The organism is Chromobacterium sp. IRSSSOUMB001, from assembly GCF_023507765.1.
Classification (GTDB): Bacteria; Pseudomonadota; Gammaproteobacteria; order Burkholderiales; family Chromobacteriaceae; genus Chromobacterium; species Chromobacterium haemolyticum.
The window spans coordinates 31,879-44,094 of sequence record NZ_JALCYU010000021.1 but is presented as its reverse complement, the minus strand read 5'-3'; the positions used below and the strand labels follow the sequence as shown (position 1 = coordinate 44,094).

The 12,216-nt window shown below is 68.9% G+C and carries 11 protein-coding genes; 1 reads left to right on the top strand and 10 read right to left on the bottom strand.

Annotation, left to right across the window (positions count from 1 at the left end; all coding sequences use genetic code 11):
* Window positions 1-30: 30 nt before the first annotated feature.
* Complete coding sequence (locus tag MOV80_RS21465) at window positions 31-957, top strand: LysR substrate-binding domain-containing protein (RefSeq protein WP_118267057.1); 927 nt, start codon at window positions 31-33, stop codon at window positions 955-957.
* Between the two features lie 176 nt (window positions 958-1,133).
* Here the strand turns inward: MOV80_RS21465 and MOV80_RS21460 are convergent, their stop codons facing one another.
* The 10 genes from MOV80_RS21460 to MOV80_RS21415 form a co-directional block, all read right to left on the bottom strand.
* Complete coding sequence (locus MOV80_RS21460; RefSeq protein ID WP_162897026.1) at window positions 1,134-1,406, bottom strand: zinc ribbon domain-containing protein; 273 nt, start codon at window positions 1,404-1,406, stop codon at window positions 1,134-1,136.
* A gap of 10 nt (window positions 1,407-1,416) precedes the next feature.
* Window positions 1,417-2,640: a formamidase gene (gene fmdA, locus MOV80_RS21455; protein WP_048412308.1), complete on the bottom strand. Its 1,224-nt coding sequence runs from the start codon at window positions 2,638-2,640 to the stop codon at window positions 1,417-1,419.
* Between the two features lie 194 nt (window positions 2,641-2,834).
* Window positions 2,835-3,071 (bottom strand): formate dehydrogenase subunit delta, encoded by a 237-nt coding sequence (locus MOV80_RS21450; protein WP_118267053.1) that lies wholly within the window; start codon window positions 3,069-3,071, stop codon window positions 2,835-2,837.
* Complete coding sequence (fdhF, locus tag MOV80_RS21445; protein ID WP_249605467.1) at window positions 3,068-5,941, bottom strand: formate dehydrogenase subunit alpha; 2,874 nt, start codon at window positions 5,939-5,941, stop codon at window positions 3,068-3,070. The genes MOV80_RS21450 and fdhF overlap by 4 nt, the downstream gene beginning before the upstream one ends.
* Window positions 5,938-7,506, bottom strand: a complete 1,569-nt coding sequence (locus MOV80_RS21440) for a formate dehydrogenase beta subunit (RefSeq protein ID WP_118267049.1) — start codon at window positions 7,504-7,506, stop codon at window positions 5,938-5,940. The genes fdhF and MOV80_RS21440 overlap by 4 nt, the downstream gene beginning before the upstream one ends.
* Window positions 7,500-7,985 (bottom strand): formate dehydrogenase subunit gamma, encoded by a 486-nt coding sequence (locus tag MOV80_RS21435; RefSeq protein WP_048412304.1) that lies wholly within the window; start codon window positions 7,983-7,985, stop codon window positions 7,500-7,502. Before MOV80_RS21435 ends, MOV80_RS21440 begins: the two co-directional genes overlap by 7 nt.
* A 39-nt stretch (window positions 7,986-8,024) precedes the next feature.
* Complete coding sequence (locus MOV80_RS21430; RefSeq protein ID WP_249605466.1) at window positions 8,025-8,684, bottom strand: hypothetical protein; 660 nt, start codon at window positions 8,682-8,684, stop codon at window positions 8,025-8,027.
* Window positions 8,668-9,861 carry a formaldehyde dehydrogenase, glutathione-independent gene (gene fdhA / locus MOV80_RS21425; RefSeq protein WP_118267044.1) on the bottom strand — a complete coding sequence of 398 codons (1,194 nt, stop codon included), beginning with the start codon at window positions 9,859-9,861 and terminating at the stop codon, window positions 8,668-8,670. Before fdhA ends, MOV80_RS21430 begins: the two co-directional genes overlap by 17 nt.
* Before the next feature lie 266 nt (window positions 9,862-10,127).
* On the bottom strand, window positions 10,128-11,066 hold the full coding sequence (locus MOV80_RS21420; protein WP_118267042.1) for a choline ABC transporter substrate-binding protein: 939 nt from the start codon (window positions 11,064-11,066) through the stop codon (window positions 10,128-10,130).
* A gap of 85 nt (window positions 11,067-11,151) precedes the next feature.
* Window positions 11,152-12,138 (bottom strand): GlxA family transcriptional regulator, encoded by a 987-nt coding sequence (locus MOV80_RS21415; protein WP_048412300.1) that lies wholly within the window; start codon window positions 12,136-12,138, stop codon window positions 11,152-11,154.
* Window positions 12,139-12,216: the final 78 nt, after the last annotated feature.

Below are 12,216 nucleotides of genomic sequence, written 5' to 3'. Positions count from 1 at the left end.
CGGAAACATTGTTCCATCAGCGAGACAATCATGCAGGACCTGAACGATCTGCTCTACTTCGCCAAAGTGGTTGAGCACGGCGGCTTCATGGCCGCCGGCCGCGTGCTGGGCATCCCCAAATCCCGGCTGTCCCGCCGCGTGGCGGAGCTGGAGCAGCGGCTGGGCGTGCGGCTGCTGCAAAGAACCACCCGCCGCCTGTCGCTGACCGAAATCGGCCAACAGTATTACCAGCACTGCCAGGCGATGCTGGAAGAGGCCGAGGCCGCCGACGAAGCCATCGCCCGCAGCAGCGCCGAGCCGCGCGGCCTGATCAAGGTCAGCTGCCCGGAGCTGCTGTCCAAAACCCTGCTGGCCCCGGCGCTGCCCCGCTTCATGGCCCGCCACCCGCTGCTGCGGGTGCAGCTGGACTCCAGCAACCGACGGGTGGACTTGATAGAAGAAGGCGTGGACGTCGCCATTCGCGTGCGCAACGTGATAGAAGACAGCGCCAATCTGGTGGTGCGCCGGCTGGCCACCGCCCAGACCTCGCTGGTGGCCAGCCCGGCCTTGCTGGCCGAGCGCCCGGCTCCCAGACATCCGGCCGACATGGCCGGCTGGCCGGCGCTGACCATGAGCCGCCCCGACGGCCGCGGCCAATGGGCCTTGCTGGACCAGGCCGGCCACGCCTACACAGTACAGATAGACAGCCCGAGGCTGATGACCGACGACCTGATCGTCCTGCGCGACGCCGCCATCGCCGGCCTGGGCGTGGCCGCGCTGCCGGAGTTGGTCTGTCACGAGGCGCTGCAGACAGGCCAACTGGTGCGGCTGCTGCCGGACTACGACATACCCTGGGGCATCCTGCACGCCGCCTTCCCCACCCGCCGCGGCCTGCTGCCGGCGGTGCGCGCCTTCATCGACTTCCTCGCCAACGAGCTGATTCCGCCGGACCACCCGGTTTATCAGGTCGCGCCTTAGAACCTGTTTACGATCTGCCGCGCGTCGTAAGACGTGACACTTCGAAATGCTCATGCACCACTCGTACATTCCGCTTTCTCAGCCGCAACGCCTTATCTCGCTCTTGCTCGCGAGATCGTAAACACGTTCTTAAGGCCTGCTCGAAGTCTCGCGAGCTAAAGCGTTTGAACCGATGCTCAACCCAGCATCCACGGCCGTCTCCCGACGGCCGCCCCTCCGGACGGGCGCTCCCCGGCGGACGCCGCGCAGCCAGGATGATGACAGGCCCGCTCATTGCGCGCCGCGGCCCGGCTGGCCGCGCCCGGCAAGCTCAGCGCAGGCGCCGACAGCAGGCGCTCCAGGCTGGGCTGGCCGCAGCCGGGACAAACCGCCGGCTCGGCGCGTGCCGCCACCGCGCGCAGCAGCACGAAAGGACCGCAAACCGGACAACGGTATTCATAGCTTGGCATCGCGGCGTCCTCAGTTCCGGTCATAAGACAGCGGCAACGGCACGCCGTCCAACGGCCGCCGTTGCGGCCCGCCGGCCTGCGGCCGGATGTCGAAATCGAAGATGTCCGTCGGCAACCACAAGGTGGCGCAGGCATTGGGCACGTCCACCACCCCGCTGATATGCCCCTGCACCGGCGCGCAGCCGAGAATGCTGTAGGCCTGGGCGCGCGAATAGCCGAACTTGCCCAGATACTCGATGGCGTTCAGACAGGCCTGGCGATAAGCCACTTGCACGTCCAGATAATGCTGGCCGCCATGCTCGTCCACCGACACCCCCTCGAAAATCAGGTAGTCGCCTTGCCGCGGCGTCAACGGGCTGGGCTGGAACACCGGGTTGCGAATGCCGTAGGCCGCCACGCCGCCCTTGATCAGGTCCACCTTCAGATGGGCCCAGCCGGCCATCTCGATGGCGCCGCAGAAGGTGATTTCCCCGTCGCCCTGGCTGAAATGCAGATCGCCCACCGACAGGCCGGCGCCGTCGACGTAGACCGGCAGGAACACGCGGGCGCCGCGCGACAGATCCTTGATGTCGCAGTTGCCGCCATGCTCGCGCGGCGGCACCGTGCGCGCGGCTTCTTCCGCCGCCTCCCGCGCCGCCGCGCCGGCCAATTGCCCCAGATGGGCGCTGGAGGCGAAAGGCAGGTGGGCCACCGCGCGCGGATTGTCGCGCAGCAGCTCGGCCTCGCGCCGGTTCCATTCCCGCAGCAGCGGTCGGCTAGGCAAGCAGCCGATCAGCCCGGGATGGATCAAGCCGGCGAAACGCACGCCGGGAATGTGGCGGCTGCGGGCGTAAAGCCCCTGGAAATCCCATACCGTCTTTTGCGCGTGCTGAAAGTGCTCGCTGAGGAAACCGCCGCCGTTGCTGCGCGAAAAAATGCCGTTGAAGCCCCATTGCCGTTCCGGCAAGGCGCCGATGTCCAGCAAATCCACCACCAGCAGGTCGCCGGGCTGCGCGCCGGACACGCCCACCGGGCCGGACAGGAAATGCACGGTGCTCAGGTCCAGGTCGCGGATGTCGTCGGCGCAATCGTCGTTGCGCACATAGCCTCCGGTCCAGTCGTAGCACTCCAGCACGAAATCGTCGCCGGGCCGCACCCAGCACGCCATCGGAATGTCCGGATGCCAGCGGTTGTGAATCTGCGGATTGTCGTACGGGGATTGATCGAGATCGATCTTGATCAGGGTGGTCGCCATGACGCTTGCTCCTGCACGGTCGGGGCCACGCGGGCCCCGATTGCGAATGCCCGCAACCGGCGGCCGCCGGTTACGGTCCGTCCCCGCGCCGATGGCGCTGACGCCACGGCAATCCGCGGCCTGCGCCGCCTTGTTTTCTTTGTCGTTCGCGCAGCCCAGCAGACAGGCTGGCGCCAAGCCTAACAAACCACGACTTATCGCGCCGCCTTGCCTGGCGAGTCCTCCAGACACGCCAAGGCCCGCGCCGCCAGCGGAGCCAGGCCGCTCGCCGCGCCGGCGCTCCGCCAATGCGCCAGCAGGCCTTCCCGCATCGCCGGCGTCCAGAAGCGCCGCAGATGCTGGGCGACTTCGGCCGCCGCGTCGTCGCCCTGCGCGTTCTCGAAGAAGCGCGCGATTTCGTTGGCCATCTTCACCAGCGGCTGCGGCCTCATTCCGCCTCGCTCCCCGCCCGCCTGGCGGCGGCCAGCAGCTTTTGCTGCTCGTCGCCGAAACCATGGAAGCGGCGCTGCCAGTCCGACGGCCGCGCGGTCTTGTTCACCTCCACCGCGGTGACCTTGTATTCCGGGCAGTTGGTGGCCCAGTCCGAGTTGTCGGTGGTCACCACATTGGCGCCGGACTCTGGATGGTGGAAAGTGGTGTACACCACGCCCGGCGCCACCCGCTCCGTCACCTTGGCGCGCAAGGCGGTGTCGCCGGCGCGGCTGCGCACCGCCACCCAGTCGCCGTCGACGATGCCGCGGTCCTCGGCGTCGGTCGGATGGATTTCCAGCCTGTCCTCGGCGTGCCAGACCCGGTTATCGGTGCGTCGCGTCTGCGCGCCGACATTGTACTGGCTGAGAATCCGCCCGGTGGTCAGCAGCAAGGGAAAACGCTTGCCGGCCCGCTCTGTCGTGGGCACGTAGCGGGTGAGCACGAAGCGCCCCAGCCCGCGGGAAAAACTGTCGACGTGCATCACCGGCGTGCCCTCGGGCGCCGCCTCGTTGCACGGCCATTGCAGGCTGCCCAGCCGGTCCAGTTTGTCGTAGCTGACTCCGGCGAAGCTGGGCGTCAGCCGCGCGATCTCGTCCATGATCTCGGACGGGTGCGCATAAGCCATCGGATAGCCCAGCGCCGCCGCCAGCGCCGCGGTCACCTCCCAGTCCGCCTTGCCGGCCAGGGGGCGCATCGCCCGACGCACCCGCGAGATGCGCCGCTCGGCATTGGTGAAGGTGCCGTCCTTTTCCAGGAAGGAGCTGCCCGGCAGGAAGACGTGGGCGTACTTGGCGGTTTCGTTCAGGAACAGATCCTGCACCACCACGCACTCCATCGCCGTCAGCGCGGCGGCCACGTGCTGGGTGTTGGGATCGCTCTGCGCGATGTCCTCGCCCTGGCAGTACAGGCCCTTGAAACCGCCGTCCAGCGCCGCGTCCAGCATATTGGGAATCCGCAGCCCCGGCTCCGGCTGCAGCGAGACGCCCCAGTCCTCCTCGAAGCGCGCGCGCACGCCGTCGTCGGACACATGACGGTAGCCGGGCAGCTCGTGCGGGAAGGAGCCCATGTCGCAGGAGCCTTGCACATTGTTCTGGCCGCGCAGCGGGTTGACGCCGACGCCGGCGCGGCCGAGGTTGCCGGTGGCCATGGCCAGGTTGGCGATGGCCATCACCGCGGTGCTGCCCTGGCTGTGCTCGGTGACGCCCAGGCCGTAGTAGATGGCGGCGTTGCCGCCGCCGGCGTACAGCCGCGCCGCCTCGCGGATCAGCGCCGCCGGCACGCCGCAGACTTCGGCGACGCGCTCCGGCGCGTTGTCCGGCTCGGCGACGAAATCGCGCCAACGCCGGAAGGCCTCGGCCTCGCAGCGCCGGTCGATGAAGTCCTGATCCAGCAGCCCCTCGCTCACCACTACGTGGGCCAGCGCGTTGAGCACCGCCACATTGCTGCCGGGCCGCAGCGCCAGGTGCAGCGCCGGCGCCGCGTGCGGCGAATCCGCCAGATCAATGCGGCGCGGGTCGACGACGATCAGCCGCGCGCCCTCGCGCAGCCGCCGCCGCAACAGCGAGCCGAACACCGGGTGGGCGTCGCTGGGATTGGCGCCTATCACCAGGATCACGTCCGCGCTCAGCGCCGAATCGAAATCCTGGGTGCCGGCGGATTCGCCCAGCGTCTGCTTGAGGCCGTAGCCGGTGGGCGAATGGCAGACGCGGGCGCAGGTGTCGATATTGTTGTTGCCGAAGGCGGCGCGCACCAGCTTCTGCACCAGATAGGTTTCCTCGTTGGTGCAGCGGCTGGAGCTGATGCCGCCGATGGCCTCGCGACCGTAGCGCGATTGCAGCCGGCGGAACTCGCTGGCCACATGCTCCAGCGCCTGCTCCCAGCTCACTTCCCGCCAGGGTTCGTGGATGCCGGCGCGCAGCATGGGTTTGACGATGCGGTCCGGGTGGGTGGCGTAGCCCCAGGCGAAGCGGCCCTTGACGCAGGAATGGCCGTGATTGGCGCGGCCGTCCCGGTCCGGCGTCATCCTCACCACCCGCTCGCCCTTGAGTTCGGCGCGGAAGCCGCAGCCCACGCCGCAATAGGCGCAGGTGGTCGCCACGCTGCGCTCCGGCTGCCCCTGCGCAAGCACGCTTTTCTCCACCAGCGTGGCGGTGGGGCAGGCTTGCACGCAGGCGCCGCAGGACACGCACTCCGAGCCGAGGAAGTCCTCGCCGCCGACGGCGCGGACGCGGGAACCGAAGCCGCGGCCGACGATGCTCAAAGCGAAAGTGCCCTGGGTTTCCTCGCAGGCGCGCACGCAGCGGTTGCAGACGATGCACTTGGCCGGATCGTAATCGAAATAAGGGTTGGACTCGTCCTTGGCCTCGGCCAGGTGGTTGGCGCCGGCCAGGCCGTAACGCACTTCGCGCAGCCCCACCTGGCCGGCCACGGTCTGCAGTTCGCAAGCGCCGTTGGCGGCGCAGCCCAGGCAATCCAAGGGGTGATCGGACACGTACAACTCCATCACCCCGCGCCGCAGCCTGGCCAGCGCCTCGCTCTGGGTGCGCACCGTCATGCCCGCGCTCACCGGCGTGGTGCAGGCGGCCGGATAGCCGCGCTGGCCTTCTATCTCCACCAGGCACATGCGACAGGAACCGAACGGCTCCAGGCTGTCGGTGGCGCACAGCCTGGGCAGGCGCGCGCCCTGCAGCGCGGCGGCCCGCAGCACCGAGGTGCCGGCCGGCACGGTGATGTCGACGCCGTCTATGCTCAGGCTCACCGGCGCGCCCTCTCGCGCCGGCGTGCCCAGGTCCTCCGTCGGAACAAGCGTGGGGTCAAACTGGCAGCTCATGGCGCCTCCTCCTCGACGATGGCCGGGTCCAGGCCGAAATCCGCGGGAAAGCCCCGCGCCGCGCTCAGCACCGGCAAGGGCGTCAAACCGCCCAGCGCGCACAGCGAACCGTGCCGCATGGTCTCGCACAAATCGCGCAGCAAGGACCACTGCCGCCCTCGCTCCGCCGCGTCGCCGGCCGCCAGCAGCCGGTCTATCACCTCGACGCCGCGGGTGGAGCCGATGCGACAGGGCGTGCATTTGCCGCAGGACTCCTCAGCGCAAAACCGCATGGCGAAACGCGCCATGCGCGCCATGTCGACGCTGTCGTCGCACACCACCACCCCGCCGTGGCCCAGCATGGCGCCGACGGCGGCGAAGGCCTCGTAGTCCAGCGCGGTGTCGAACTGTTCCGGCCTCAGCCAGGCGCCCAGCGGCCCGCCCACCTGCGCCGCCTTGACCGGCCGGCCGCTGGCGCAGCCGCCGCCGTAGTCCTCGATCAACTCGCGCAGGCTCAGGCCGAAGCCGCGCTCCACCAGGCCGCCGCGCCGCACATTGCCGGCCAGCTGAAACGCCATGGTGCCGCGCGAGCGGCCGACGCCAAAGTCTCGATAAAACGGCGCGCCGCGGGCCAGGATGGTCGGCACCGAGGCCAGCGTCAGCACGTTGTGCACCAGGGTGGGACGGCCGAACAGGCCGCTGACCGCGGGCAGCGGCGGCTTGGCCCTGACTTCGCCGCGCCGGCCCTCCAGCGACTCCAGCATGGACGTTTCTTCGCCGCAGATATACGCGCCCGCGCCCAGGCGGACTTCCAGCTCCAGCTCGCGGCCGCTGCCCCGCAGATCGGGGCCCAGGTAGCCGCGCTGGCGGGCGATCGCCAGCGCCTGTTCCAGCGTCGCCGCCGCCGCCGCGTATTCGGAGCGGACATAGATGTAGCCGCGGCTCGCGCCCACCGCCAGCGCCGCGATGGTAATGCCCTCGATCAGCAGGAAGGGGTCGCCCTCCATCAGCATGCGGTCGGCGAAACTGCCGGAATCGCCTTCGTCGGCGTTGCATACCACGTATTTGCGGTCCGCCGCCGCCTCGCGGACAGTGCGCCATTTGAGACCGGCGGGAAAGGCCGCGCCGCCGCGGCCGCGCAGGCCGGACTCCAGCACGCAGTCCAGCGCGCCCTCTTCGCCCAGCTCCAGCGCGTGGGCCAGGCCGCGATAGCCGCCGTGGTCCAGATAATCGTCCAGCGACAGCGGCCGGGTCAGCCCGGCGCGCGCGAACAACAGCCGCTGCTGGCCGGCAAGGTAGGGCAGGCTCTCCAGCAGGCCCAGCGCCAGCGGGTGCTGGCCGTCCGCGCCCAGCACGGCGCCCAGCACGCTGTCCGCCTGTTCCGCCGTCAGCGGGCCGAAGCCGACGCGGCCTTGCGGCGTGTCCAGTTCCAGCAAGGGTTCCAGCCAGTACAGGCCGCGCGAACTATTGCGCCGGATCTCCACTCCCAGGCCGCGTCGCACCGCGGCGTCGGCCAGCGCCTGCGCGCTCAGGTCCGCGCCCACCGCCCGCGCCGCGGAATCACAGGGTAGATGGAAGCTCAGCATGCGCCGCCCTCCTCCAGACAGCCGGCCAGCAAGGCGTCCAACGCGGCGGCGTCGACGCGCGCGTGCAATTCGCCGTCCAGCAACAAGGCCGGCGCGCAGGCGCAGGCGCCCAAACAGTACACCGGCCGCAGTTCCAGGCCGCCGTCGGCGCTGCGGCCGGCGTCGTCCAGGCCGGTGCGCGCGCGCAGCCTTTGCGCCAGCGCCTCCGAGCCCATGCTCTGACAGGCCTCCGCCCGGCATAGCCGCAGCTCGTGGCGCGCCGGCGGCTCGCCGCGGAAATCGTGGTAGAAGCTGAGCACGCCGCGCACCTCCGCCTGGCTCAGGCGAAAGGCGCGGGCGATATCCGGCGTCGCCGCGTCCGGCACATGGCCCAACTCGTCCTGCACGGCGTGCAGCAAGGGCAGCAAACCGCCCGGCTGCGCTTGGTGATCCGATACCAGCGCGGCGATGCGCGACTGTTGTTCTGTAGTCAAGGGCATGGCGATTCCCAGTGAGTGCAAACAGGCCCCCTGCTTCGCTTACCTGATCTGCTCGGCCAGACGCAGCAGCCAAGCCGAATTATAGGTTTGCCGCGCATCGGGGCCGACCTCGTCCCATACTTTGAGGCTGTAAAGCTTTTGCCGGCTGGCCCAGCTCAGCTCGGACACCCGCTTGCCTGAGGGCGTGCTCCGGAGCTGAAAGCGGGCCGGATGACCCCGCACGCTCATGTTCATGTCTTCCCGCAGCGCCAGCACGCCGCCGCCGTCGGCGACGAAATCCCATTCGCTCAACACCAGCAACACGCCGTCGGGCCGGGTGAACACCCAGTCGAAGCTGCTCCAGGGCCCGCGCCGCTTCGGTCCCTGCGGCACGATGCCCTCGAGGCGGTAAGCGCTCAACTCGCTGGCGCTGAGGTCGCTGAGCCGGGATTCAGCATGCGCCCGAATCGCCTCGGGATTCAAGAGGCGGCTCCGGTAGGCCTCGGAGACCAGCGCGGCTTCGTCCTCCGGCGGAGAGACGTCGCTCGTCAAGGGCGTTGCCGGCAGCCCAGGACCCAGGCTCGCCCTGGGCGCCACAATGCGCTGCCCGGGCGCGATGCCGCCGGGCAGCGGGCTGGTCGCGGACAGGTCCCAGGCCTGCGCGTCCAGGACCAGGCCGCCCATCCCCAGCCAACAAAGCAGGCTAACGCAGCTGCCCATGCGGATCGATGACGAATTTCTTCGGCGCGCCGCCGTCGAACTCTGCGTAGCCCCTGGGCGCGTTGTCCAGGCTGATGACCTCCACGCCCACCACTTCGGCGATGGGAATGCGGTCCCACAGAATCGCCTGCATCAGCGCGCGGTTGTACTTCATCACCGGAGTCTGGCCGGTGAAGAAGCTGTGCGACTTGGCCCAGCCCAGGCCAAAGCGCACCGACAGGCTGCCCTGCTTGGCCGCCTCGTCCGCGGCGCCGGGGTCGTCGGTGACGTAGAGGCCGGGTATGCCGATGCGGCCGGCCTCGCGCGTCACTTCCATCAAGGCGTTGAGCACGGTGGCCGGAGCCTCCTGCCGCGAACCGGCGTGGCCATGGCCGCGCGCCTCGAAACCGACGGCGTCGATCGCGCAATCCACTTCCGGCGCGCCCAGGATGGCGGCGATCTGCTCGCCCAGCGACGCGTCCAGCGACAGATCCGCGGTTTCAAAACCGACGGCGCGGGCGTGGGCCAGCCGCGCCGGGTTGACGTCGCCGACGATGACCACCGCCGCGCCCAGCAGGCGCGCGGAAGCCGCCGCCGCCAAGCCCACCGGGCCGGCGCCGGCCACGTAGACCGTGCTGCCCGGCCCAACGCCGGCCGACACCGCGCCGTGATAGCCGGTGGGCAGGATGTCGGACAGGCAGGTCAGGTCTCGGATCTTGGCCAACGCCTGGTCCCGGTCCGGAAACTTCAGCAGATTGAAGTCGGCGTAGGGCACCATCACGTATTCCGCCTGGCCGCCCACCCAGCCGCCCATGTCGACGTAGCCGTAAGCGCCGCCGGCCCGCGCCGGATTCACCGACAGGCACACCCCGGTGTGCTGCTCCTTGCAGCAGCGGCAGCGGCCGCAGGCCACGTTGAACGGCACCGACACCAGGTCGCCGATGCGCAGCGTTTCCACGTCGCCACCCGCCTCGATCACCTCGCCGGTGATTTCATGCCCCAGCACCAGGCCGGACGGCGCCGTGGTGCGGCCGCGCACCATATGCTGGTCCGAGCCGCAGATATTGGTGCTCAGCACCTTGAGAATGACGCCGTGGCCGAGCTTCCGCCCGGCCGGGGACGCCAGTTCCGGAAAGGGAATCGGCCGCACTTCCACCTGGCCCGGCGCCAGGTACACCACTCCGCGATTGCCTGTCATCACTGTCTCCTCGCTGCCGCGCCGGCGGATTACCAGCGGCATCTGTTCCCGATGCTAGGAAAGAAACCGATGCCGGCCTTGAGTCAAAGCGACCCCTTTGCGATCAAACGCGCCATGCCGGCTCGGGACCGGTTCAAAGTCCCGCGAGCAAGGGCGAGACCAGGCGAGAGCCGCTGAGCAAGCGGCGTTTACAAGCGGCAAATGAGCAAAGCCGCAGCCGTTCGCAACGCCGCATCGCCAACGCGCAGCCGATCGTAAACAGCTTCTCAGCGCGCCAGCGCCTCACCGACGACGCTCAGCCCCGGCCGGCCGTCGAAAGTGTTGACCCCTGCCAGCCAGCCGGCCAGCGCGGCCGGATTCTTTTTCAGGTAATCCCGCGCCGCGGTCTCCGGCCTGATCTTGTCCATGATCGGCCCCATCACCCGGTTCTCCATATCGGTGCTGAAGCGCAGATTGCGCAACAGCCGGCCGACATTGGGACAGCGCGCCTCGTAATCCGGCGGCACCGCGGTAAACACCTTCGCCGCGCCGAAATGGGGACCGAACACCGCGTCGCCGCCGGACAGATAGCGCAGCTTGTGCCTGACGTTCATCGGATGCGGCTCCCAAGCCAGGAACACCATCCACTTTTTCTGACGCACCGCGCGTTCCAGTTCGGCCAGCATGCCGGCCTCGCTGGATTCCACCAGCCTGAAGCCGCCCAGCCCGTACTGCCGCGCGCGGATCATGCCGTCTATCAGCCGGTTGCCGTCGTTGCCGGCTTCGATGCCGTAGATCTTGCCGTCCAGCTGCGCCTTGAAGCGGGCGATGTCCTTGAAATCGCGCAGGCCGGCGGCGGCGACGTAGTCCGGCACCGCCAGCGTGTACTTGGCCCCGGTCAGATTGGGCTCGGCCAGCACCTTGACCTGGCCCGCCTTGAGGAAGGGCTCGATCAGCGGCGTCATCGACGGGTTCCAATACCCCAGGAAGACGTCGATCTGCTTGCTCTTGAGGCCGGAAAACGCGATGGGCACCGAGGCGATGGTGGTGACCGGGCGATAGCCCAAGGCCTCCAGCACCACGCTGGCCAGCCCGGTGGTGGCGGCGATGTCGGTCCAGCCCACGTCGACGAAACGCACATTGCGGCAGGCGGCAGGCTCCTGTGCCGCCGCGCTGCCGGCGATGGCCAGCAGCAGCGCCGCGGACATGGCTTTGATTCTATTCATGCATTCACTCCCCGGCAGCGAAGATGGCGAAAATCCGCGCGGCGGCCGCTGCCGCGCCGCGATGCGGCCGACCGTAGACCAGGCCTCAGGCGATCGCGCCCGCCGCCACCAGATATTGCTGTCGCTCGCGGCTGGGCGGGTAGCCGAACAGCCCGCGGTAGGACTTGGAAAAATGCGAGGAGGACAGAAAACCGCAGGCCACGGTGACTTCCATCACGCTCATATTGGTTTGCAGCAGCAGCTCGCGCGCCCGGCGCAGGCGGAGGTCCAGATAGTATTGCGCCGGCGTGGTGCTCAGATAGCGCTTGAACAGCCGCTCCAGATGGCGCAGCGACACGCCCAGCTCCGCCGCCAGATGTTCCAGCGAGCGCGGGTTCTCGATATTGCTCTCCATCGACAGCGCGGCGTCCAGCAAGGCCTCGTGTCCGGTGCCGATGCGCGCCAGCAGCGGGATGTGCTGACGGTCGCCGTCGTCGCGCAGCCGGTCCACGATGAATTGCACCGAGACATCGGCCGCCAGGCTCTTGCCGCCCTTGTGGCGGATCAGGTGGCACATGAAGTCCAGCGGCGCGGTGCCGCCGCTACAGGTGAAGCGGTCCCGGTCCAGCACGAACAGGTCCGAGGTGAACTGGGTGCGGGGAAACTCCTCGCTGATGGACAGCAGGTTTTCCCAGTGGATGGCGCAACGATAGCCGTTCAACACCCCGGCCCGGGCCAGCGCGAAGGTGCCGGTGCAGATGGCGCCCAAGGGCACGCCCTGGGCGGCGAAGCGGCGGATCAGCGACTGCACCTTGTCGGTGGCCGCATCGCGCACCTGGCAACCGCCGCAGACGATGAGCATATCGTACTGCTGCGGGCTGCCCGGCACCGCCACCGGCGACAGGCTCAGGCCGTTGCTGGCGCTGACCGGCTCGCCATCCGCCGACAGCAGGCTCCAGCGGTACAATTTCTTGCGCGACAGGTAGTTGGCCATGCGCAGCGGCTCCACCGCGTTGGAGAACGCGATCATGGAGAATTGATCGAGCAGCAAAAAGGCGATATGCGACAACGAGGCGATCTGTTGCGGTCCCATCACGACCTCCAGGGTGTGCGTTGCAAGGAGTGTTGCCGGCTCCCAAGCTGCTCGCGGCCTGCCGCGCGCGGTGGAGCC